Below are 21,368 nucleotides of genomic sequence, written 5' to 3'. Positions count from 1 at the left end.
GCGGAAGGACGTCCGATTCGTCCCGCTTCCCGTCCGGGAGCGCTCGACCAGCGTCGGGAACCTCGTGCGGCTGCGCAGGTCGCGAGGCGGGTCAACCGCTGAAGCCGCCGCCTCCGCCCCCGCCGGGCATGTCCTTGAAGCGCGAGTAGTGGCCCTCGAAGGCCACGGGGATGGTCTTGGTGGCGCCGTTGCGGTGCTTGGCGATGATCAGGTCCGCCTCGCCGGCGCGGGCGGACTCCTTCTCGTAGTAGTCCTCGCGGTGGATCAGGAGGATCAGGTCGGCGTCCTGCTCGATCGAGCCGGACTCGCGCAGGTCGCTCATCATCGGGGTCTTGTCCTGGCGCTGCTCGCTGCCACGGTTCAGCTGCGAGATGGCGATGACCGGCACCTCGATCTCCTTGGCCAGCAGCTTCAGCGCCCGCGAGAACTCGGAGACCTCCTGCTGGCGGGACTCGACCTTCTTGCCGGAGCTCATCAGCTGCAGGTAGTCGATGACCACCAGCTTGAGGTCGTGCTTCTGCTTGAGGCGGCGGCACTTGGCGCGGATCTCCATCAGCGACATGTTCGCCGAGTCGTCCATGAACAGCGGGGCGTCGGCGATGCGGCTCATCGCACGGGCCATCGCCTGCCAGTCGCGGTCGTCCATCGAGCCGTCGCGCATCCGGTTCATCGGCACCTGCGCCTCGGCCGAGAGCAGACGCATCGTGATCTCGGTCTTGTCCATCTCCAGGGAGAAGATGACGCTGGCCTGGCCGTTGTGGATCGACGCCGAGCGCAGCACGTCCATGCCGAGCGTGGTCTTACCCATCGCGGGACGGCCCGCGAAGATGATCATCTGGCCTCCGTGCAGGCCCTGGGTGAGGTCGTCGAACTCGGCGAAGCCGGTGGGCACGCCGGTCACCTGGCCGCCGCGGTTCTGGGTGGCCTCGATGGTGTTGAGGGTCTCGTCGATCACCTCGCCCAACGGCACGAAGTCGTCCGAGGCGCCGCGCTCGGTGACCGCGTACACCTGGGCCTGGGCCTCGTTGATGACCTCGTCGACCTCGCCGCCGTCGGCCGCGTATCCGAGCTGGACGATGCGCGTGCCGGCCTCGACCAGGCGCCGCAGCTGGGCCCGCTCCACCACGATCTCGGCGTAGAAGCCGGCGTTGGCGGCGGTGGGCACCATGTCGATGAGGTCCGCGAGGTAGGCGCCTCCGCCGACGCGGGCCAGCTCGCCGCGCTTGGTCAGCTCATCGGAGACGGTGACCAGGTCGGCCGGCTCGCCGCGGCCGTACAGGTCGATGATCGCCTCGTAGATCATCTCGTGCGCGGGCCGGTAGAAGTCGTTGCCGCGCACCGTCTCGACCACGTCCGCGATGGCGTCCTTGGACAGCATCATGCCGCCCAGCACGCCTCGCTCCGCGGAGAGGTCCTGCGGCGGGGTGCGCTCCAGGGCGCGGTCGGATCCGGCTTCGAAGGCTTCGGTGGTCGTCACCCCGACAGTCTAGGAACCCGCCCCGACCGACGAGCCCAGGCTCCCCCCACGGGGGACGGATCCCACGGCGCCGCTCCTCCCCGAGCACCGACACACCCGGCATAGGCTGGGGCGGCCTCGTCCCCGAGCGGCCCCGGAGGGCTCGTGCTGCGCTATCTGATCCTCGGCATCGTCGTCGGCGTGCTGCTGCTGCGCCTGCTGCGCACCCGGCCCGCGCGCCGCCTGCTGCGGCTGCCGCTGCACCTGCTGGACGGCATCCACCTGGCCGCCCTCACCCTCGCGGTGGTCATCGCGATCGTCGCCGAGGAGTGGGTGCTGCTGGCCGTGCTCGGCGCGCTGCTGATCTGGGCGCTGGTGGACGTGCTGCGCGACCGCCGCGAGCGCGCGGCCGCGGCCGCCGCGACGTCCGAGACCCCCGACCGCGCAGTCTCCCCGCGCACGCGCGCCCGGCGCCGCTGACCTTGCAGGGCCGCGGCACCGGGCGCCGGATCGGGGCTGCTCAGCCCTCGGAGACGGTGGTGGTGTCGATGATCTGCAGGGTGCCGCCGGCCGGGTCGGCGATGGTCGCGACCCGCCCGAAGGGGCTGTCCGCGGGGCCGTCCAGCACGGTGCCGCCGAGCTCGGTCACCCGGGTGGCGGCGACGTCGCAGTCCAGCACCCGGATGTAGGCGCGCCAGAAGCCGGGGGTGCCCTCGGGCAGCATCCCGCTCGCATCGCACAGCCCGGCGGTGGCCTCGTCCTCGCCGCCGTTGGTGGCGTAGCGGAAGCCGGAGCCGGTGCTGCCGTCCTCGTCGGAACCCGGCATCGGGGTGATGTCCCAGCCGAAGACGTCGCGGTAGAAGCCCTGCGCGGCGGCGTAGCCGATGCTCATGTCCTCGAACCAGACCGGGGTGCCGGCCTCCAGCGGCAGGTCGAAGCCGACGAAGGGCCCGGCCTCCCAGAAGCCGACGGCGCTGCCGGCCGGGTCGATCGCGACCGACATGGTGCCCAGGCTCGGCACCTCCATCGGGTCGAACAGCACGGTGCCGCCCGCGGCGACGACGGCCTCCGCGGTGGCGGCCGCGTTCTTCGTGGCCAGGTAGACGCTCCAGGCGGTGGGCATCTCGGAGAGGTCCGGGACGGTGCCGTCGGGGTTCATGGCGGCCATCAGCCCGGCGACGGTCGCGGCGCCGCGGGTCACCAGGTGGTAGTGGCCGTACTCGGCACCGGTGTCGTGGAAGTCCCAGTCGAACAGCTCGCCGTAGAAGGCCTTGGCGCCCTCGATGTCGTGGGTGGTCAGGTCCAGCCAGCAGGGCGAGCCGGGCTCGCGGGGGCTGCGGGTCTCGACCGAGGGGTCGGGCTGGTGCTCGGACATCGATGTCTCCTCACGGATCGGGGGCGGTGCGCCGTGCGGCGCGAGGAGGCCGCCCGCTGCTGGGCACCGTACTGCACGGGGGTGACGGACGGGAGCTCTCCCCTGCTCCCGTCCGCCACCCCGGGGCCGGGTCAGCGGCCGCGGAACACCACCAGACGCTGCACCAGGTAGCTGACGGCGAACAGCAGCAGATCCGCGCCCACCTTCGCGACCACCAGCGGCAGCCCGATCGCGGCCAGCGTGTCCACCAGCAGCACGCCCCCGGCGAGCACCACGCCCGCCAGCACCACGTACCGGACCAGAGCGGCCCCCAGCGGGGTGCGGCGGCCGCCGCGGAACACCAGGTGCCGGTTCAGGGTGAAGTTCATGCCTCCGCTGAGGACCCGGGCCAGGCCCAGGGCCAGCCAGATCTCGGCGCCGAGCGCCGAGAAGCCCAGGAACAGGGCCGTGTCCAGCGCGAAGGAGGCCAGGCCGGTCCCGGCGAAGCCCAGCACCGGGGCCAGCACCCGCAGCGAGTCCCGCAGCGGCCGGAAGTGGCTGGTCGCGTTCTCGTCGACGTAGATGGTCTCGATCGGCACCTGCACCAGCTCGATGCCGGCCCGCGCCGCCTGCACGAGCATCGTGTACTCGTATTCGTAGCGGTCCCCGGGCAGGGTGCCGGCCCACTCCAGGTGCCGGGCGGGGATGCCGCGCAGCCCGGTCTGGGTGTCGCCGAGGCGCACCCCGGCGAACGACTGGAACAGCTTGGTGCTGACCAGGTTCCCGAACCAGGAGCGCAGGGGCACCTCGCCGCGGGCGAAGGAGCGCACGCCCAGCACGATCCCGGCGCGGTCGCCGTCGTCCTCGTCGGCGGCGAGGCGGTCCTGGACGCGGCGGATGTCGCCCAGGGTGTGCTGACCGTCCGCGTCGGCGGTGACGACGCCGCGGCCGGGGAAGGCGGCCTCCACGACGCGGAGCGCCTCCCGCAGGGCGAAGCCCTTGCCGCGGTTCTCGGGGAGGTGGACGATGGTCGCGCCGAGCACCTCGCAGCGGTCGAAGGTGACCGCGTAGGCGGGGCCGGAGCCGTCGTCGATCACGAGCACGTCGCTGCCCTGGTCCACCAGGGCGTCGACCAGCTCGACCAGCTCGGTGCCGGGCTCCAGCGCGGGGATCACGACGACGGCGAGGGCGCTCGGAGCCGCGGCCGAGGGAACGGGGGCGGCCGGGGCGAGGCCCCGGGCGGGGGCGGCGGCGCGGCGGCCGGTCAGCGGGCGGTGCAGTCGGAGCGGGGCGGTGGTCATCGTCGTCAGCCCGCCACGTAGAAGATGTCGCTGGTCTCGCGCTCGCCGCGGTTGGACGGCTGATTGATGACCACGCCGTCGAACACCATCGTCGAGGAGCCGCCGCCGTCGAGGTTGTACCCGGTGGTGCAGCCGAGCTCGGCGAGGATCTCACCGACCTCCGGGAGGGTGACGCCGCGGGAGTAGCCCTCCTCGCGGCCGTCGACCACGAGGAAGACCAGGTGGTTGTCGCCGATGACGCCGATGGCGGTGCGCGGCTGGTTGCACTGGATGGAGTGGTTGCCGACGTTGGTGTCGACCTCCACCTCCTCGATGCCCCCGGGCAGGTCGCCGTCCACCAGCACGGCGGGGCCGAAGCTGAGGGTGGTCCAGGCGCCGGCGTCCAGCAGCTCCTGGCCGGTGGTTGTGGTCTCGTCGTACACCTCGACGCTGCCGTCGGCGAAGAGCACGAGGCCCTCGCGGGCGGGCTCGTCGCGGTAGAGGACGCCGTTGCGGATCTGGATGCCGTCCTCGCGGAAGCCGTAGTAGTCGCCGTTGATGGCGAGGACGGCGTCGACGTCGGCGGCCATGTCACTGGGCAGGGCGGTGATGTTCTGACCGAAGGAGTCCTCGGCGAGCGCGGTGCGCACGATGCTGGCGTCGCTCACCTCGATCTCGGCGGCGTAGTAGGTGACGGTGGAGGTGGTGGTGACGGTGAGGGTGGTGGTGGAGGAGGTGTATCCGTCCTCGGTGAAGCTGCCGTCGCTGCTGGTGGCGGCCGCGGTGGTGGCGGTGCCGGCCTCCTCCTCGGCGGCGGAGACGCTGTCCACGGCGACCTTCTCGCGCAGGAAACGGTCGTAGGCCCAGGCGGCGGAGCCGCCGGCGCCGGCCAGCACGGCGATGCCGCCGCCGATCAGGGAGCGGCGGGCGATGACGCGGCGGCGGCCGGTCGCGTCGTCGGTCGCGGTGGTCTGCGAGGTGTCCGGGGCCGGGTCCTCCGGCGAGCGGTCGGGGTGCGCGGTGGTCATGGCGGCAAGCCTGGGACGCGGTGCTGTGCCCCGATCCCGGCTGCGCCTGTGCGGTGGCTGTGCGCCCGCCGGGAGGGGACTCAGGTGAGGTCGTCGTGCTCGCCGTCGGTCCAGGCGGCGTGGCGACGGGCGGAGTCCCGCACGGTCTGCCGGGCGTCCCGAGGCACGAGGTTCTCGAAGTTGCCGGAGACCCGCGCGAAGGGGTGCGCGGCGGCCGCCTCGGCGACGCGCAGCGCCACCGCCCCGGACAGCGGGATGCGGTCGGGGAAGGAGCGCATGAAGGCGACCGTGCGGCGGTCGGGGTGGGGGGCGATGGTGTCCCCGTTGAGCAGCACTCCGGCACCGTCGCGGCCGTCCCAGTGCACGACGCAGTTGCCGGGGAAGTGCCCGCCGAGCACGGCGACCCGCACCTCGGGCAGCACCTCGCGGGTGCCCGTGAAGATCTCGGTCGCCGCGGGGCGGTGCTGCAGCCAGTGCGCATCGGGCTCGGCGATCCACACGAGGGCGTCGTCGAGGGCGGCGGGCGCCTCCACCCCGCAGGTGGAGCACTGGCGCCGGGCGCCCAGCAGGTCGAGGGCCGCCTCGGACAGCGTGGCGGGGGCGGGCTGGGTGCTGTGCTGGTCGGACATGGCGGCTCCTTCGGCGCGGGTCCTGCGGGGCGGTGGCAGGTCGGCGTCGGTGCCGGGCGGCCCCGTGCCCAGCCTGCCCCGCCGCCGACCCGGCGTCCACCGGGCCTCGCGGAGTGCGTTCTTCCCCGGCCGCGTACACAAACCTGGTTGTGGTGGTAGGCAACCTGCACATATGCGGGTTGCCTACCACCACAGCCAGGTTTGTGCCCAGATTCGCCCGCGAGTGGAGGAGAGACAGGGGCGGCGGGTGGCTGGATGCCCTGCGAGCCGCGGCTCCCGTGCACGGCTGGACGGAGCTGTTCGGCAGCCGCTACCCGCACGCCGGCGGCCCCGAGCACACCGCCCTTTCCCTCGAGCACGCCCAGGGATTCGAGCTGGAGGTCGTGGCCACGACCCCCTGACCAGGGGCGACATCTGTCGTTCAGCTCTCATACACCCGCGACAGGGCAGACATAGGAGATGCACAGGTCCGCGGCGGAGTCTCGTTCCCGTCGAGATCCCCGCATCCCCCAAGGAGCACCCATGTCCACCTACCCCATGTACGCCCTGGACCTCATCGCCGTCACGGTCCTGACCTTCGGCATCTACTGGCCCCGCCACCGCCGCCGCGACCTCGTGGTCGCCTTCATCGGCATCAACGCGGGCGTGCTGGCCGTGGCCGCGCTGCTCGCCGGGTCCTCCGTGACCGCGGGCCTGGGCCTGGGCCTGTTCGGTGTGCTGTCGATCATCCGCCTGCGCTCCGACGAGCTGGCGCAGCACGAGATCGCCTACTACTTCGCGGTGCTGGCCCTGGGCCTGGTCGCGGGCCTGTCCACCACCCCGAGCGTGCTCGGGATCGCCTTCATGGCGGTCATCGTCGCCACCATGGCGATCGTGGACCACCCCTCCCTGCTGGGGGCGCACCGCCGCCAGGTGATCGTGGTGGACCATGCCATCCAGGACGAGGACGAGCTGCGCGCCCACCTCGAGGAGATGCTCGGCGCCGACGTCACCGCCGTCTCCGTGCAGCGCCTGGACCTGGTCGCCGACACCACCTGGGTGGACGTCCGCTACCGTCTCCGCGCCGGTCGCCGCGCCGGGGCCGTCGAGCTCGGCGCCGCCGCGGTCGAGCGCGACGAGCATCCGCTGGGCGGCCACGTCACCCCCACCACCACGGTGCCGGCGGTGAGCCGATGAGCGCCCGGGACCGCACCCTCCCGCTGCCCGCCGGCACCGCCGCCCACCCGGCGCCCACCGCCGCTCACCGCACCACCACCGCGGGCGTCCAGGACCGGCGCGCCACCGCCCACATCGCCCCGCAGCCAGCCCGGGCCCGCCGCGCGGCCCGCCCCACCGACCCCCTGGCAGCCCTCCCGGCCATCGGGCTGGAGGAGCTCGCCGAGCGGGCCGCCCTGATGACCCGGGTGGACCGCAAGTACCTGGTGCCGCGCCCCGTCATCGAGGAGCTGCTGGGCCGGATCGACGACCGCCTGCGGGTGCTCGAGATCGACGGCCGCCGCGGCTTCGGCTACCGCTCCACCTACTACGACACCGCGGAGCTGGCCTCCTACCGGGCGGCCGCCACCGGGCGACGCCGCCGCTGGAAGACCCGCCGCCGCGACTACCTGGACACCGGCACCTCCTTCCTGGAGGTGAAGACCCGCACCGGCCGCGGCGAGTCCTCGAAGCTGCGCATCGCGCTGGACTCCCCCGCCGATGCGGAGCACGGCGCCCGCACCCGTCCCCTGGACGGGGCGCCCCGCGAGTTCGTGCTGGACACCCTCGCCGCCGCCGACTGCCCGCTGCCCAGCGGGGAGCTGCTGCCGGTGCTGTCCACCCGTTACCAGCGCACCACCGTGCTGCTGGAGCAGGAGGAGGCGCGCCTCACCCTGGACGACGCCCTGGTGTGGGTCGACCCGGACGGCCGCCACAGCCGGTTGGAGGACCAGGTGGTGGTGGAGACCAAGGCCGGCACCCGCCCCGGCAGCGTCGACCGGATGCTGTGGACCGCCGGCTACCGCCCGCAGCGGCTCTCGAAGTACGCCACCGGTCTGGCGCTGATGCACCGCGACCTGCCGGCCAAACGCTGGCACCGCACCCTGGGCCGCCTGAGCGCCCCCATCCACCGGCCGGCGACGGCCTGAACCCCACCCGCAGGGATCCCGATCGAGCGGCCCGCACCCACCCCGGGTGCGGGCCGCTCGGGCGTCTCCCACCTCACATCCACGTCCCTCACAGGCGGACCATCCGGCGGACATAGCCGATGCACAGCTTCGGCCCGGAGAGTGAACTCATCGCCGGGACAGCCCCGGTCAGGACCCCGGCCCGGCCCTTCCGGCCCTCCCACGAAAGGCAGATCCCCATGCGCACCACGAAGACCACCTCCGCCGGACGCACCGGCGGCCTGCGCGGCGTCCGTCGCATCACGGCCACGGTCGCCGCGGGCGCCGCCACCCTCGCCCTGGCCGCCTGTGGCGCCGCCACCGCGATCACCGGCACGGACTCCTCGGAGACCACCACGACCACCAGCTCCTCGAGCTCCAGCACCGACACCAGCGACACCGCGGCGGCCACCACCACCGACTACAGCAACGACCTGCTGAGCTCGCTGGACCTCACCACCCTGGACACCCACTACGACGACGACGATCTGAGCTGGGAGGCCTCCGAGGAGGAGACCGTCACCCTCTCCGACGACGGCTCCAGCCCCTCCTCCGACGCGGTGACCGTGGACGGCTCGACCGTCACCATCACCTCCGGCGGCGTGTACCGCATCTCCGGCGAGCTGACCGACGGCCAGCTGGTCATCGCCGCGGCCGACGACGAGACCGTCACCGTCATCCTCGACGGCGTCACCATCACCCACAGCGACGGCACCGGCATCGCCGTGACCAGCGCCGACGAGGCCACCCTGTACCTCGAGGACGGCACCGAGAACTCCGTGAGCGACGGCTCGGACTACACGGTGGACGACGACTCCACCCCGGTGGCCGCGATCGCCTCCGCCTCGGACCTCACCATCGCGGGCTCCGGTTCGCTGACCGTCACCGGCAGCACCAACGACGGCATCTCCAGCTCCGACGGCCTCGCGATCGTCTCCGGCGACCTCACCGTCACCGCCGCCGACGACGCCATCCGCGGCAAGGACTACGTCTCCATCACCGACGGCACCTTCGACATCACCGCCGGCGGCGACGCCATCAAGTCCGACAACTACGAGGACGAGGACCGCGGCTGGGTGCTGATCAGCGCCGGCACCTTCGCGATCGCCTCCGGCGATGACGCGATCGACGCCGAGCAGGCCATCGAGGTGCTCGACGGCACGGTGACCGTCTCCGAGTCCGTGGAGGGCTTCGAGGCCCAGGACATCATGATCGAGGGCGGCACCATCGACATCACCGCCTCCGACGACGGCATGAACGCCACCGCCGCCTCCACCACCGATTCCGAGGATGACTCCACCGCCGACGCCGGCAGCGCCGGGGCGATGGGCGGTGGCTCCGAGACCGACGACGGTTCCTGGTTGTCGATCAACGGCGGCACCGTCACGGTGGACGCCGGGGCCGACGGCCTGGACTCCAACGGCTCCGTCTCCCTGACCGGCGGCACCGTGGACATCACCAGCGCCGACAACGGCGGCGAGGGCCCGGTGGACGCCAATGGCGACATCACCCTGGACGGGGCCACCGTGACCGCCAACGGCACCGAGATCACCTCGGCCGACGAGCTCGGCACCCAGATGGGCGGCGGGGGCGGGGGCGGCGACATGGGTGGCACTCCCCCGCAGAACGGCTGATCCACCAGCTGTCGGAGCGCGGGCCCACGGGGCCCCTCCGACCGGGCGGCGCCCATCCCCCTGCGTGCGCCGCCCCCGCGACCCCGGCTCCTCCCCCCCCCCTGACGGGAGCCGGGGTCGCCCTGTTCCCGGGTGGGGCTCAGCGGAGCTCGGGCATCCCCAACACGTAGGCCGCCTGCCCGATGTGCTTGGCCGCGTCGTCGATGATGCTGACCAGGCGGGCACCGCGGGTGACCGGCGGGTCCCAGGCCTCGTCGATGACCGCGGTGAGGTCCGCCTCGGTGAGTGTGCCCAGGTACTCCAGCAGGGAGCCGACGGCGGCGTCGAGGTATTCCAGCAGCGGCTCGGCCGCCCTCACCGTGATGGCGCGGGCCTGCTCGGGGGTGTGGCCGTAGCCGATCCCGGCCCCCGCCTCGCCGAGGCCGGTGCGTTCGGCGAAGCCGCCGCCGTCCCAGCGCTCGGGCTGCCCGCTGAGGTCGGCGACCTGCACGTCGATCTCGCGGCCGGTGTGCCACAGCAGCCAGGCCACGGAGTTGTCGTGCCCGCCGGGGTGGGCGTCCAGGGCGCGCGGGGCGGCGGCGATCCCCTGCCGCAGGGTGTCCAGGGCCTCGCGGGGGCGGGAGGCGGCGTCGATGAGGAGGTCCAGGGCGATGCTCATGCCCGGCACGGTACGCCCCCACCCCGACCGACGAGTCCCCATGCCGTCTCCCACGGGCCGCGGGGCATCAGGGGTCCAGCCGCACCACCCGCACGTCACCCTTGCCGCTGCGCCCCTTCAGCTCCAGCACCCGGGCGACGGGGCCGCGCTGCGCGGCGGCGTCCAGTCGCACGTCCCGCAGTCCGTCCCCGTTGCGAGGTCCAGCAGCACAGCGGTCCCCCGGGGCACCGCCACCTCGACCGCCCCCAGCCCGGTGCGGACGTCGATCAGGCCGGAGGCAGCGCGGGCGATTTTGATGTCCCCGACCCCGGCGGTCAGACGGGAGCGGGCCTCGCAGCGGGCCGGCTCCCCCAGCACGGTGACGGTGCCGATCCCGGTGGAGAGCACCACCCGGGAGTGCTCGGGCACCATCACCTCCACGTCGACCATCGCGGCCTCCCCCTCGCTCACGGCCACCACGTCCTGCACCCCGGCGGCGACCCGCTCCGCGAAGTCCTCCTCCTGACCGGGGGCGAGCAGCGCCTGCAGCGCGGCACCGAGGCGCTGGCCCATCTCGACCCCGCCCTCCGCGCTCGCGTCGACGGTGAGGCGTCCCTGGTCCAGGCGCACCACGGTCCGCTCGGCGAGGTCCTCCCCGGCCGGGCTGCGGGGCGTGAGGGTCACCTGCGCGCGGTCGGCGGGCCCGGTGGTGAGGGTGACGTCCCCGCGCAGGCAGCGCACGTCGACCTCGAGGGGTCCCCCGAGGGCGAAGCTGCGCACGCGCCGACCCGTCGCGGGGGTGCCCGGAGGCTCCTCCGCGGGCTCGGGCCAGGAGGTCACATCGGCCATGCGGAGACTCCTTCGGATCTCGTCCTGCCTGTCGGATCGCCTGCTCAGGCCCGTCGGCGCCCCCCGGAACGGTACCGGGAGAGGTCCTCGACCAGCGCCGCGCTGCGCTCGAGGTCCTCGGGGTCGGCGTCCTGGCGCTGCCAGGCGTCGTGGGCGCGCCGGGCGGCGGAGAGCGCGGCCGCATGCCGTCCCCGGCCGGCGAGCAGGGCGGCGTGCCGTTCGATCAGGTAGGCCTCCCAGTACCGGGCCCGCTCACGGTGCCCGCCCGGGGCCAGGGCGATGGCCTCCTCGGCGGCGGCCAGCAGTTCCGCGGCCTCCTGCTCGGCACGATCCGGGAGCCCCTGCCCGTCGCGATGGCGCCGGCCGAGGTCCTCGCCGTGGGCGATGACCTCGCCGACCCGGGCATCGACCCGGTGGTCCCACAGCAGCGCCGCCGGCAGCAGCAGGCGACCGCCGTCGGGCCGGGTGCGGCGCTCGACGGCGCGGGCCGCGGCGCGGGCGTGGGCGAACTCGCCGAGGTCCAGGGCGCGACGCAGGATGAGGGCGTGCGCCTCCAGTTCCGCGCGCAGCAGCGGACCGCGGGCGGTGGAAGGGGTGGCGAGGTCGTCCGCGAGCCAGCGGGCGTCGGCCGCGGTGCGGCGGAGGTGACGCAGCGTGGCCGGGCCGTCCCCGGCCCGGTCCGCCATCACCGCGGCCAGGCGGGCCGCCTCCATCGAGGCGCGGCGGTCGCGCTGGGCACGGGCCAGGGGTGCGACCTCCTCGAGCACCTCCCGGGCGGCGCGGTCGCGGCCCGTGCGCACCCGCTGGGTGGCCACGGCGAGCAGCGGGGCCAGTCGCTGCCCGTCCTGTCGCAGGGAACGCTGCAGGGAGAGCAGCCGGTCGGCGGCGTAGGCCGCGTGGTCGGTCAGATCGGCGGCGACCAGGGCGTTCAGCAGGTCCGTGGCCAGGCCCACGCGCAGCGGCGGGTCGTCCACGCCCTCCAGGGCGTCCAGGGCCTGGAGGGCGTGATCGACGGCGACCAGCGGCCGCGTGGCGGCCAGGGCGCGTGCGAGCACAGCGTGGGCGGCGACGGCGAGACGGCGCGGATCGGGGTGCTCGCCCTGCTCGACGGCCTGGTGCTCGAGCGCCTCCAGGGCGTCGAGGGCGGGGGTCACGGCGGCCTCCCGGCGCCCCGCCTCCTCGAGGGCCTGGGCGAGCCGCACCTGCAGCAGCGGACGGGGGTCCTCCAGCAGGGTCGGCAGCTCCGGGTCCTGCGCCGCCTCGAGCCGGTCCGCCGCGGCCAGGGTCTCGCGCAGCGCCCGGCTGCGGACCAGGGGCTCCACGGCGGGGGCGGCGGGCAGGTCCAGCAGGCGCACCACGGCCAGCAGGTCCGCGGGCAGCTCCCGGGGCGCGGCGCGGCGTCGGCCCCCGCGAGGGCCGGGCCCGGCCGGGGGCGGCGTGAGGATCCCGCGCTCCAGCAGCACGGCGGCGACGGCCTCCGCCAGCAGCGGGGCACCGGCGCGGTCGATCGCGGCGACCCACTCGCCCGCGGCGGGGGCGGGGTCCACAGGCTCGGGCAGCGCCCGGAGCCGGGGCACGTGTCCGCGCTCCACGGCCGGGACCTCCCGCGGCACCAGCACCGCTGACAGCCGGGCCTCGGCGAGCTGCGCGCGGTCCCGGTCGGTGCCGGGCAGACGGGTTCCGTGGGAGGCCACGGCGACGGCCTCGCGGGGTCGTTCCGCCCGGATGAGATCGCTCACACGCTGGGCCGCCTCGAGCGCCGTGAGGGCGGCAGGCAGGGGGAGCTCGGGAGACCGCAGAGCGAGCCGGAGTTCCTCGGGATCGGGGACGAGGTGCTGGTCGTCGCGGCCGTCGGAGCCCGGCACGGAGTCAGCACCGAGAGCGGTCACGGTCGCAACCTACCAACTTGTCAGGAGTCCCGGAATGTCCTTCTCGTTCCCGGTCCGCCCCGGACGTCCGGGAGGTCCCCGCCCGTGCTCCGTAGGATGGGGCCGGCAATCCGTCCTGGCCGTGGCCCCGAAGACCCCGGGGGGTGACCGTCCGGACCCCCGGAAGAGAGGTGGAGCGTGAGCAGTTCGTCGACGATCGACGCGGCCCCCGCCGCGGCCGCCGACCGCACCCGCTCCACGGCCCCGCCGGCCGGCCCGGCGCCCGCCGCCCCGCTGCCCGCCCCGGTCACCGACCCCGCCCGCGGGCTCCACGAGGGCCACCTGCACCGCGGCCCCGAGGTCGCCGCCGTGCTGCACACCGAGGTGGACGTCGAGGCCTACACCCGCTCCGGCCCCGCCCGGCTGCCCGTGGACGCCGAGGCCCTCGCGGCCGAGGCGCCGCTGACCCCGCCGCAGCGCCTCGCCCTGCGCGTCCTGCAGCGCCTGGAGGCCTCAGCACTGGCCGAGTCCCGCGCGATGCTCGCCACCTGGACCGGCAACGAGGCCCGCATCACCGCCTTCCTCGCCACCTGGATGGTGTGGCGGCGCTGGCAGTCCCGCGCCCTGCGCGATCTGCTGGCCCTGGACGCCGAACGCCAGACGCGGCCCGATCCGGAGCCCCCCGCCCCCTCCCCATCCGCGCGCCTGCGCCGCGTGCACGTGGACCGCGTGCAGCCGCTGCTGGCCCCCGCCTGGACGGCGCTGGCCGGGGAGGAAGTCACCGCCGGGCACATGGCCCGGACGGCGTTGCAGGAGTCCTGGCTGCGCACCGCCCTGCGCGCCCTGGCACCGACGCTGCCCCCGACCGCTCGCGCCCTCGTGACCGAGGTCGCCGCCGGTCACGACGACGCGGTCGCCTTCTTCGTGGCCGAGGCCCGGGCCCGGGTGACCCGCTCCCGCGGCGAGGCCCGCACCGCCCGCCTCGTGCTGGCGCTGGACTCCCCCGCCCACGGCGGAGGCGTCCCCGACCCGGAGCTGCCGGCCGCGCTCGCCGTGATCGCCGCCGACCCGGCCGTGCGGGCGGACCTGCGCCGCGACGCCGAGGAGATCACCCGTCTGCTGCCGCTTCGTCCGCTCACCCCCCGCGGTCTGCGCACCTCCCCCCTGCTCCCCCTCCCCACGATCGGAGCCTGAGCATGGCCTTCGACCTCGAGCAGTTCGCCGAGACCTCCGAGCCCGTGAAGTACGAGGACCTCGACTTCGACACCTTCGTCACCCAGCCCCTGGATACGAACACCCTGCGCTCGCTGCGCTACATGTGTGACGTCGAGTTCCACACCTCCTGCTTCCTGCGGGACATGCTGGTCACCCCCTCCCACCGGGAGGAGGACGCCGGCGGCTTCATGACCATGTGGAACCGCGAGGAGTTCTGGCACGGCGAGGCGCTCGCCACGGTGCTGCGCCGCCACGGCATCGTCGTGGACTACGACGAGCTGAAGGCGAAGCGGGTGAAGCTGGGCTGGAACAACGCCCTGTCCACCCTCAAGCAGTCGGCGCTGAGCAACCTGGCCGGCACCGACTTCGTGGCCGTGCACATGACCTGGGGCGCCGCCAACGAGCTCTCCGCTGTGGCCGCCTACCGTCGCCTGGCCGCGATGACCGACCATCCGGCGCTGTCCCCGCTGCTCAAGCGCATCGCCCAGCAGGAGACCCGCCACGTCGCCTTCTACACCACCCAGGGCCGGGCGCGGCTGGAGGCCTCGGAGAAGGCCCGCTCCCTGGTGAACCTGGTGCTGTCGAAGGTGTGGAAGCCGGTGGGATCCGGGATGATGGCCGAGAGCGAGGTCAAGCACGTGATGGGCCACCTCTTCGCGGGCCACCTGGAGGAGCTGGACAAGCTCGACAAGCGCATCCAGAAGCTCCCCGGTCTGGAGGAGCTCACCATCTTCCGCAACTCCTTCGCGCGCCTCGGCATCGCCTGAGCGCGGCCGACGGGCGCGTCCCGTCCGGCACCGCCGCCCCCTCGGCCACCGGCGATGAGAGGCGTCTCATCGGCGCCTCACGGCCGCCTCATTGCGGCCCGGTTCACTGCTCGGCACCAGGGGGGGATCCCCGGATCCCCGCCCCGTGACCCGAGGAGTCCGCCATGACCGCGATCGCCACCCCCGTCATCCGCACCGTCCCCACCGCCCCGGTCGCGGCCGCCGCCCCCGGCGCCCCCCGCGGCGAGAGCCTGCGCCGCCGTCTGCTGCGCGCCAAGCACGTCTACTCCACCCGCTTCGCCGCCGCCCACCTGGAGCGCGCCGAGCAGCTCGAGCTGGTCACCGCCGGGCACACCCCCGCCCCCGGCGAGCTGGTGCTGGCCCGGGTCACGGAGATCGGCCAGCACAAGCGTCTGAAGAGCCCCGCCTCCCGCCGCCAGGTCCTGTTCGAGGGCGACGAGGTCCTGGTGGCATACGGCTCCCGCTACGCGGCCGACCAGTTCCTGGCCATGATCCCCGGCGACCTCGGCCCCTGCCATCTCGCGGCCGCCGGGGGCCTCGCCTCCCGGGTGGTGGACCAGCACGACCGCATCGACGAGGCCACCGTGATCACCCCGATCGGGGTGGTGCGCGGCGCCACCGGCCCCCTCACCCTGGAGCGCCCCGCCCCGCACACCGCCGGCCCCCGTCCGACGGTCTGCGAGGGAGCGCGGGTGCCGGTGATCGTGGTGCTGGGCACCTCGATGAACTCCGGCAAGACCACCCTGCTGGCCCAGCTCGCCCACGGCCTGGCCGGCGCCGGGCTGCGGGGGGCGGCCGGGAAGGCCACCGGCACCGGGGCCGGCAACGACCGCGGCCTTTTCGTGGACGCGGTCGCTGCGCGGGTGCCGGACTTCACCGACTTCGGCCACTCCTCCGCCTTCGGGCTGTCCGCCGACCGCGTCCGGGAGCTGTTCTCCGGCATGGTCGAGGAGCTCGCCTCCGGCGGCGCCGTCGGCGGGGTCGGGGCGCTGAGCGCCCTGGACCGCACCCCGCTGCTGGTCTCCGGCGTGCTGACCGCCTCGCCGCTGGCCACCGCCGAGACCCGGCGGGCGCTGGAGGTGCCGGTGGTGCCGACCCTGGATCTCGCGGACCCGGCGGAGGCCTGCGAGGCCGTCGCCGCGGTGCTCGGCGCGCGGGCCCGTCGTGCGGCCTGAGACGACGCGCTCCCCCGCCTCGGAGTCCGCCACCGGATCGTCCCCCGCGGAGGGCCCGATCCCACCGCTGCCGCCGCTGCTGGGGGCCGGCGCCGCGGCTGGATGGCGCAGCTGGTGCTGCTAGGGCTCGGCCGGGCGGCGCTCGGCGGCCTGGGCGATCCGCTCCAGCTCCCGCAGCTCCTGGCCCAGCTCGGCCTCCACCCGGTCCTCGAGGGCCCGGAACTGGGCGGCATAGGTGAGCACCCCGGTGACGGCGAGCCCGGCGGCCATGAAGGCCAGCATCGTCGAGAGCACCCGGGTGCGGACGGTCCATCCGCCCCGGGCCGCGCGACGGGCGTCGCGGGAGGTCCTGTCGGGGGCCATGCAGGCATCGTGGAGGGCCGATCCAGGAGGTGCCGATCACGTCCCGGGCGGGAGGGAATGGACATTCCCGGCGAGGTGGGGCCACGATGAGCGGGCCGAGCGCGCCCGCGCCGCGGTGGCAGCACCCCGAGACCCGGAGGAAGGCGCATGCGAGAGGACACGTCACCGACCGACGAACCCGCGCGCGACGCCTCCGTCGCGGAGGGAGCCGTCGAGGGGGAGGACTCCACCCGCAAGGTCGGCTCCGACGCCCTCGTGGTGGGCCTGGGATACCTGGCCTCCTTCGCCTATCCCCTGGTCTCCCTACCGTTCCTGACCCGCGTGGTCGGGGTGGTCCCGCTCGGGCACCTGATGTTCGCGCTGGCGGTGCTGCAGGTCGTGATCTACGTGATCGACTTCGGCTTCGGCATGAGCGCCCTGCGCCGCATCGCGGTGGCCGGGAGCCGGGAGGAGCGCTCCCTCGTGGTGGTCTCGACCCTCGCCGCGAAGGCCCTGCTCTGGGTGGTCTCCGGCGGCGTGCTGATCGGGATCGTGCTGCTGGCGCCTCAGCTCCGCGAGTACTGGGCGATGTACCTGGTGGGGCTGCTCGCCATCGGGGTGGGCGCGATGTACCCCACCTGGCTGCTGCAGGGCACCGGGAGAGTCAAGGCCTTCGCCCTGCTCACCGCCACCTCCCGCCTGGTCGCGCTCGTTTTCCTGGTGCTCACCGTGCGCGGCCCGGAGGACCTGGTGCTGGCGATGCTGTGGCAGCAGCTCCCGCTCGCGCTGTCCGCCCTGACCTCCTGGCTGATGATCTGGCGGGTCTGGCATTCCGTGCAGCGGGTGCCCCTGCGCTTCGCCGACGTCACCGAGGCGCTGCGCGACTCCTTCCCGCTGTTCGTCTCCAACGCCTCCGGCATCATCCTGGGCAGCTCGAACTCGGTGGTGCTCGGCGTGGTCGCCACGCCCACCCAGGTGGCCTTCTTCGGCGCCGCCGAACGCTTCTCCAACGCCGTGCGCGGGGTGATGCGCGGCGTGGTCGACGTGATGCTGCCGCGCATGACCCGCGAGGGCGAGCACGCCGCCCACCTGCAGCGCGTGATCACGATCGGTCTGATCGGGATCTACGCGCTGGCCGGGCTCGCGCTGATCCTGACCGCTCCCTGGTTCGTGCCGTGGTACCTGGGCGCCGAGATGGCCCCCGCCGTGCCGGTGACGCAGCTGCTCGGGGTGGCCCTCGCCTTCGTGGGACTCACCCAGTCGCTGCAGCTGCGCGCCACTGCCGCGCACCGTTTCCGCCAGGTCGCGCGGATCTCCGTGCTCGGGGCGATCGTGCACCTTGCCCTGGTGCTCCCGGCCGGCTGGCTCTGGGGAGCCGTGGGCGCGGGGATCGCCGTGGCGGTCTCCGACGGATTGCTGGCGGCGATGTTCGTGGTCGATCACCTGATGCTGCGCCGCCGTGGTGGCGAGGGCGCAGGGGACGACCCGGAGGGCGGCGAGGACGACCCGGTCATGCCCACCCGGAACCCGGACGCCGCCGACCCGCTGCACGGTCGCCGCCGCGACGAAGGGGTCCCCGTCTCCTCTCGAGCCCCCACGGCGGGCGGCCGCCATCGCGCGGACATCGGGCCCCTTCCGCTCGACACCTAGCAGCCCCCCGGCCCGACCGCCTCCCCCGGACCTCCCCATCTCTCCAGGAGCAGCCCATGACCGCCCCCTCCACCTCTCCCCGCGTGACCGTCGTCGTCGCGGCATACCGTGTCGGCGAGGGCATCCGACCCACGCTCGATTCGGTGCTCGCCCAGACGATGGACGATCTGGAACTGCTGGTGATCGACGACGGCTCACCGGACCAGCCGGTGCCCGACGACCTCCCCGACGACCCCCGCCTGATCGTGGACCGTCGCCCCGTCAACGGCGGGTACGCGGCCGTGACCAACCATGCGATCGCCCGCGCCCGCGGCGAATGGGTCGTGTTCGTCGACGCCGATGACCTGATCGAGCCGGACTACCTCGCCGTCATGCTGGAGGCCGGCGAACGGTTCGGGGCCGACGCGGTGCTGGCACCGATCCTCTGCGTGCGCGACGGCCACGAGATCGGGACGCAGCTCTGGAATCCGCCGCCGGGCTCGGTCTCCGACGAGAAGGAGGCGATGCGGCGTCTGCTGCACAACGATATCGCCGGCAGCCAGCACGTGCTCCTGCGCCGCCCCACCGTCACCTCCCCCGAGGAGCTCGTCTACTCGGACTGGGTGTTCCTCCTCCGCCACCTCGCGACCTCGACCCTGGTGGCCTACGTGGAGCGCCCGCTGTACCGGTACACGATCCACGCCGAGTCGATCGCCGGGGGCCTGCACGAGTCCGTGTGGACACTGGCCGAGGTCCCCGGCTTCGTCACGCCGATGATCCGTGAGGTCTTCGACCCCACCGAGGCCGCCCGGCTGGATACGACCATGCGTCGCCTGACCGTCTCCCACATGCTGAACAAGGCGGCCCGGGAGAGTCGCCCGAGCGAGCTGCGGACCGAGGTCACCTCGTGGTGCCGCGCACGGATGAGCTGGAAGGACGTGCTCACCCTGGCCAGGGACGGGCACCGCAAGGACGCCGCCTCCTGGACGCTGGCCCTGCTCTCCCCCGCCCTGCACCGCCGTGCCTACCAGTTCCGGGACCGCCGCAAGGGCTGAGCGCCCGCTCCGGCGGCGGACCTCGCGGAGTCCTCAGTCGAGGGCGTCGATCTCCGTCACCGGCGGCATGTCGGCAAGGTACATCGGCGGCAGCAGCGGCCGCTGCGGAGGAAGCAGAGCCCGGGCGTGACCCGCGAGACTCACGACCACTCGGGCTGCCGGCCGGGCGCCCCCACGACTCCACGCTCGGACGACCTCCAGCGGGAGGGTGAGGAATCGCCGCACGACATAGGAGCGCCCCTGGCGATCCGGGAAGTCCTCCGGGTGGCGTCGCCAGATCTGGACGTCGGACCGGGCGCTGTCGAAGATCTTGCGCACGAATGTCCAACTCGTGTCCGAGAGGTTGTAGTACAGCAGCACCCGGTCATCGCGGCCCAGATCTGCGCCTGCTCGCAGGAGTCGCACCGAGAACTCGAAATCTTCACGCCCATACGTCGTGAAGGACCCGTCGAAGCCGCCGATCGCCTGCACGATCTCCATGCGCATCGCGACGTTGTTGCCCATCAGGCCTTCCGGCCCCACCGACTCGAAGGCGATCGTCGGGGCATCGGGGTCGAAGGGGTCCAGCAGCCGGCGGAGTGGGCCCCCGACGGCATCATGGCGGGCCAGACCATCCAGGGCCCCGCGCAACCACTGGGGGCCCACCACGTCGTCGGCATCGCAGATCGCGATCCGATCGGCACGTGCCGCCTGGATCGCGGCGTTGCGCGCGTAGGAGACGCCGGGGTGCGCGCCGGAGTCGATCACCCGGAGCGGGACGGGGAACTCCTCGCGCCGGGAGAGAACCAGGTCCCGGGTGCCGTCCGTCGACCCGTTGTCGGAGACGATGACCTCCCAAGGCTCCGGCACCTGCTGCGATGCCAGCGCATCGAGCTGGGCCTCCAGGGACCCCTCACCGTTGTACACCGGGATCAGCACGGAGATCTGTGGGGGGACGTGGGGCTGCGCTCCGTGGTCGTTCATGCCAGTCCGATCCTCTCCAGGCGTCGGAACGCCTCCTTGGGCGTGCCGTCGGCCTCGACCAGCCCGAAGGTCTGCTCGAACTCCGGGCCGACCGTCGAATCCCGCAGCTGATAGATGAAGGTGGCGTAGGCGGTCGGAAGGGCAGCCTTGACGATGGTGACGATCCGCTCCAGCCGGTCGGCGTGAACGGACGGGGCGAGCCCGAGGTCGGGCACGCCGATCTCTCCGATCGCGACCCGCTTGCCGAAGGCCTCCTCGAGCCGCGCGACGCGGGGGATCAACCCGTTCAGCGTCTCGGCGCCCTCATCGCCCCAGTCCACGTAGGCGTCCACGGTCAGCAGGTCCTGCACCGGGGCGAGATCCGCCTGTTCGCGGTGCCACTGCTCCTCGATGTCCGGTCCCACGGGCCAGCCGTAGAGATTGGTGGTGACCTGCACCTGAGGGTTGAACTCATGGATCACCGAGCGAGCCAGCAGGATCAGATCCGCCATCTCCCGGCGATAGGCCTCCTCGCGTACCGCGGGAACATCCCGGTAGAAGCGGTAGTGATGGCCGGCTGCTTCATTGAAGATCTGCGCCATCGCGATCTTGGGCGCGAACTCGGCACTGGCGACTCTCCACCAGGCAGTGGTCCGTTCGACCCAGGTGGCGTGGCTCGCCTCGGTGCGAGGGTAGTGGTTGATGTACATCATGCAGATGGCGAGCCCGCGCTGGGCGGCATCGTCGAGCAGAGCATGGTTCTGCTCAACAGCGGCGGGGCGGAGGGTGACGGGTCCGTCGGGCGCGTCCCAATCGGACACCAGGTGGCCGGCGGAGAGGTTCATCCGCGCCCACGTGCCTCCGAGCTCAGAAATGCGTCGCAGGTCCTCGTGCAGGTCCGCCGCGTTCGAGCCCGTGTCGTCGAAGGATCCGATGGTCGCACCCATCCCCGGTGGCGGCCCCGTGGTGAACAGGTTGGTCGCGACCCGCCGGTCGGACAGCTGCTCGCGCTGCCCCGTGGCCCCGGACGTCGCCAGCACGAGACCTGTGGCCGCACTCGCCCCGATCACACGGCGGCGCGTGATCTGCCCCACCGTGGGGCTCTCGGGGCGGGCACGCTGGAACATGACTACCTCAGCAGACGGTGCGGGCGGACGGGGAGGCGGCGGGGCAGGGCGGACCTCCCGACCAATCGGGAGACGCACCGTTTTCGCCCCTTTTCTACCATGTTTCCACTCCTGTCGTTTCCACTCCTGTCCGCGGTGCCATCCGACGGTTCTACGGGGCAGGGACCGGACCCTGCGGCATCGGCCCGATGCCGGGCCGGAACGCGCAGGACGCCGGCG

Annotated in this window: 21 protein-coding genes; 10 read left to right on the top strand and 11 right to left on the bottom strand. The window is 73.5% G+C overall.

Annotated features, from left to right (window positions below; all coding sequences use genetic code 11):
• Window positions 1-91 precede the first annotated feature (91 nt).
• Window positions 92-1,477, bottom strand: a complete 1,386-nt coding sequence (gene dnaB / locus OM98_RS04740; protein ID WP_010533438.1) for a replicative DNA helicase — start codon at window positions 1,475-1,477, stop codon at window positions 92-94.
• Between the two features lie 144 nt (window positions 1,478-1,621).
• Here dnaB and OM98_RS04735 point away from each other — a divergent pair, with 144 nt between their 5' ends.
• On the top strand, window positions 1,622-1,936 hold the full coding sequence (locus OM98_RS04735) for a hypothetical protein (RefSeq protein WP_010533437.1): 315 nt from the start codon (window positions 1,622-1,624) through the stop codon (window positions 1,934-1,936).
• Between the two features lie 40 nt (window positions 1,937-1,976).
• On the opposite strand, the gene OM98_RS04730 is transcribed toward OM98_RS04735, so the two are convergent.
• From OM98_RS04730 to OM98_RS04715, 4 genes are all read right to left on the bottom strand, one after another.
• Window positions 1,977-2,831, bottom strand: a complete 855-nt coding sequence (locus OM98_RS04730) for a VOC family protein (protein ID WP_010533436.1) — start codon at window positions 2,829-2,831, stop codon at window positions 1,977-1,979.
• Between the two features lie 131 nt (window positions 2,832-2,962).
• A complete protein-coding gene (locus OM98_RS04725) occupies window positions 2,963-4,111 on the bottom strand; it encodes a bifunctional glycosyltransferase family 2/GtrA family protein (protein ID WP_010533435.1) in 1,149 nt (382 codons plus the stop codon).
• 5 nt (window positions 4,112-4,116) lie between these two features.
• Entirely contained in the window at window positions 4,117-5,118 is a 1,002-nt protein-coding gene (locus tag OM98_RS04720; RefSeq protein ID WP_010533434.1) for a phosphodiester glycosidase family protein, read from the bottom strand.
• Between the two features lie 80 nt (window positions 5,119-5,198).
• On the bottom strand, window positions 5,199-5,747 hold the full coding sequence (locus OM98_RS04715; protein WP_010533433.1) for an MBL fold metallo-hydrolase: 549 nt from the start codon (window positions 5,745-5,747) through the stop codon (window positions 5,199-5,201).
• A 278-nt stretch (window positions 5,748-6,025) separates the two neighbouring features.
• Here OM98_RS04715 and OM98_RS16340 point away from each other — a divergent pair, with 278 nt between their 5' ends.
• From OM98_RS16340 to OM98_RS04695, 4 genes are all read left to right on the top strand, one after another.
• Window positions 6,026-6,148, top strand: a complete 123-nt coding sequence (locus OM98_RS16340) for a VOC family protein (protein WP_010533432.1) — start codon at window positions 6,026-6,028, stop codon at window positions 6,146-6,148.
• A 121-nt stretch (window positions 6,149-6,269) separates the two neighbouring features.
• Window positions 6,270-6,923: a DUF4956 domain-containing protein gene (locus tag OM98_RS04705; protein ID WP_010533431.1), complete on the top strand. Its 654-nt coding sequence runs from the start codon at window positions 6,270-6,272 to the stop codon at window positions 6,921-6,923.
• Complete coding sequence (locus OM98_RS04700; protein ID WP_010533430.1) at window positions 6,920-7,870, top strand: VTC domain-containing protein; 951 nt, start codon at window positions 6,920-6,922, stop codon at window positions 7,868-7,870. Before OM98_RS04705 ends, OM98_RS04700 begins: the two co-directional genes overlap by 4 nt.
• 218 nt (window positions 7,871-8,088) lie before the next feature.
• Window positions 8,089-9,522, top strand: a complete 1,434-nt coding sequence (locus OM98_RS04695) for a carbohydrate-binding domain-containing protein (protein ID WP_010533429.1) — start codon at window positions 8,089-8,091, stop codon at window positions 9,520-9,522.
• Between the two features lie 139 nt (window positions 9,523-9,661).
• Here the strand turns inward: OM98_RS04695 and OM98_RS04690 are convergent, their stop codons facing one another.
• From OM98_RS04690 to OM98_RS04680, 3 genes are all read right to left on the bottom strand, one after another.
• Complete coding sequence (locus OM98_RS04690; RefSeq protein WP_010533428.1) at window positions 9,662-10,180, bottom strand: mycothiol transferase; 519 nt, start codon at window positions 10,178-10,180, stop codon at window positions 9,662-9,664.
• Between the two features lie 117 nt (window positions 10,181-10,297).
• Window positions 10,298-11,008, bottom strand: coding sequence for a DUF4097 family beta strand repeat-containing protein (locus OM98_RS04685; RefSeq protein WP_010533427.1), 711 nt, complete (start codon window positions 11,006-11,008; stop codon window positions 10,298-10,300).
• A 44-nt stretch (window positions 11,009-11,052) separates the two neighbouring features.
• Window positions 11,053-12,897, bottom strand: coding sequence for a hypothetical protein (locus OM98_RS04680; protein WP_010533426.1), 1,845 nt, complete (start codon window positions 12,895-12,897; stop codon window positions 11,053-11,055).
• Between the two features lie 177 nt (window positions 12,898-13,074).
• Between OM98_RS04680 and OM98_RS04675 the strand changes: the two genes are divergently transcribed.
• From OM98_RS04675 to OM98_RS04665, 3 genes are all read left to right on the top strand, one after another.
• A complete protein-coding gene (locus OM98_RS04675; RefSeq protein ID WP_010533425.1) occupies window positions 13,075-14,070 on the top strand; it encodes a hypothetical protein in 996 nt (331 codons plus the stop codon).
• 2 nt (window positions 14,071-14,072) lie between these two features.
• Complete coding sequence (locus tag OM98_RS04670) at window positions 14,073-14,858, top strand: ferritin-like domain-containing protein (RefSeq protein WP_010533424.1); 786 nt, start codon at window positions 14,073-14,075, stop codon at window positions 14,856-14,858.
• 164 nt (window positions 14,859-15,022) lie between these two features.
• Window positions 15,023-16,054, top strand: a complete 1,032-nt coding sequence (locus OM98_RS04665) for a hypothetical protein (RefSeq protein ID WP_010533423.1) — start codon at window positions 15,023-15,025, stop codon at window positions 16,052-16,054.
• Between the two features lie 120 nt (window positions 16,055-16,174).
• Here OM98_RS04665 and OM98_RS04660 read toward each other — a convergent pair whose 3' ends face one another.
• A complete protein-coding gene (locus OM98_RS04660) occupies window positions 16,175-16,417 on the bottom strand; it encodes a signal transduction histidine kinase (protein ID WP_010533422.1) in 243 nt (80 codons plus the stop codon).
• Window positions 16,418-16,564: 147 nt separating this feature from the next.
• Between OM98_RS04660 and OM98_RS04655 the strand changes: the two genes are divergently transcribed.
• Together OM98_RS04655 and OM98_RS14740 are read left to right on the top strand one after the other, a co-directional pair.
• The gene (locus OM98_RS04655) at window positions 16,565-18,046 is read left to right on the top strand and encodes a lipopolysaccharide biosynthesis protein (protein ID WP_010533421.1); all 1,482 of its coding nucleotides are present in this window, start codon (window positions 16,565-16,567) and stop codon (window positions 18,044-18,046) included.
• Window positions 18,047-18,102: 56 nt separating this feature from the next.
• The gene (locus OM98_RS14740) at window positions 18,103-19,080 is read left to right on the top strand and encodes a glycosyltransferase family 2 protein (RefSeq protein WP_010533420.1); all 978 of its coding nucleotides are present in this window, start codon (window positions 18,103-18,105) and stop codon (window positions 19,078-19,080) included.
• A 33-nt stretch (window positions 19,081-19,113) separates the two neighbouring features.
• Here OM98_RS14740 and OM98_RS14735 read toward each other — a convergent pair whose 3' ends face one another.
• Together OM98_RS14735 and OM98_RS04640 are read right to left on the bottom strand one after the other, a co-directional pair.
• The gene (locus tag OM98_RS14735; protein ID WP_010533419.1) at window positions 19,114-20,043 is read right to left on the bottom strand and encodes a glycosyltransferase family 2 protein; all 930 of its coding nucleotides are present in this window, start codon (window positions 20,041-20,043) and stop codon (window positions 19,114-19,116) included.
• Window positions 20,040-21,149 (bottom strand): hypothetical protein, encoded by a 1,110-nt coding sequence (locus tag OM98_RS04640; RefSeq protein WP_010533418.1) that lies wholly within the window; start codon window positions 21,147-21,149, stop codon window positions 20,040-20,042. Before OM98_RS04640 ends, OM98_RS14735 begins: the two co-directional genes overlap by 4 nt.
• Window positions 21,150-21,368: the final 219 nt, after the last annotated feature.

Origin of the sequence: Brachybacterium squillarum M-6-3 (assembly GCF_000225825.1) — a bacterium.
GTDB classification, from domain to species: Bacteria; Actinomycetota; Actinomycetes; order Actinomycetales; family Dermabacteraceae; genus Brachybacterium; species Brachybacterium squillarum.
This window is presented reverse-complemented; position numbering and strand designations above follow the sequence as displayed.

What these genes read in the sequence shown, in the direction of transcription:
- OM98_RS04670 (WP_010533424.1), top strand. Translation starts at nt 14,073, where the DNA reads ATGGCCTTCGACCTCGAGCAGTTCGCCGAGACCTCCGAGCCCGTGAAG.
- OM98_RS04705 (WP_010533431.1), top strand. Translation starts at nt 6,270, where the DNA reads ATGTCCACCTACCCCATGTACGCCCTGGACCTCATCGCCGTCACGGTC.
- OM98_RS04720 (WP_010533434.1), bottom strand. Translation starts at nt 5,118, where the DNA reads ATGACCACCGCGCACCCCGACCGCTCGCCGGAGGACCCGGCCCCGGAC.
- OM98_RS04655 (WP_010533421.1), top strand. Translation starts at nt 16,565, where the DNA reads ATGCGAGAGGACACGTCACCGACCGACGAACCCGCGCGCGACGCCTCC.
- OM98_RS04695 (WP_010533429.1), top strand. Translation starts at nt 8,089, where the DNA reads ATGCGCACCACGAAGACCACCTCCGCCGGACGCACCGGCGGCCTGCGC.
- OM98_RS04730 (WP_010533436.1), bottom strand. Translation starts at nt 2,831, where the DNA reads ATGTCCGAGCACCAGCCCGACCCCTCGGTCGAGACCCGCAGCCCCCGC.
- OM98_RS04660 (WP_010533422.1), bottom strand. Translation starts at nt 16,417, where the DNA reads ATGGCCCCCGACAGGACCTCCCGCGACGCCCGTCGCGCGGCCCGGGGC.
- OM98_RS04700 (WP_010533430.1), top strand. Translation starts at nt 6,920, where the DNA reads ATGAGCGCCCGGGACCGCACCCTCCCGCTGCCCGCCGGCACCGCCGCC.
- OM98_RS14740 (WP_010533420.1), top strand. Translation starts at nt 18,103, where the DNA reads ATGACCGCCCCCTCCACCTCTCCCCGCGTGACCGTCGTCGTCGCGGCA.
- OM98_RS14735 (WP_010533419.1), bottom strand. Translation starts at nt 20,043, where the DNA reads ATGAACGACCACGGAGCGCAGCCCCACGTCCCCCCACAGATCTCCGTG.
- OM98_RS04715 (WP_010533433.1), bottom strand. Translation starts at nt 5,747, where the DNA reads ATGTCCGACCAGCACAGCACCCAGCCCGCCCCCGCCACGCTGTCCGAG.
- OM98_RS04685 (WP_010533427.1), bottom strand. Translation starts at nt 11,008, where the DNA reads ATGGCCGATGTGACCTCCTGGCCCGAGCCCGCGGAGGAGCCTCCGGGC.
- OM98_RS04640 (WP_010533418.1), bottom strand. Translation starts at nt 21,149, where the DNA reads ATGTTCCAGCGTGCCCGCCCCGAGAGCCCCACGGTGGGGCAGATCACG.
- OM98_RS04665 (WP_010533423.1), top strand. Translation starts at nt 15,023, where the DNA reads ATGACCGCGATCGCCACCCCCGTCATCCGCACCGTCCCCACCGCCCCG.
- OM98_RS04725 (WP_010533435.1), bottom strand. Translation starts at nt 4,111, where the DNA reads ATGACCACCGCCCCGCTCCGACTGCACCGCCCGCTGACCGGCCGCCGC.
- OM98_RS04690 (WP_010533428.1), bottom strand. Translation starts at nt 10,180, where the DNA reads ATGAGCATCGCCCTGGACCTCCTCATCGACGCCGCCTCCCGCCCCCGC.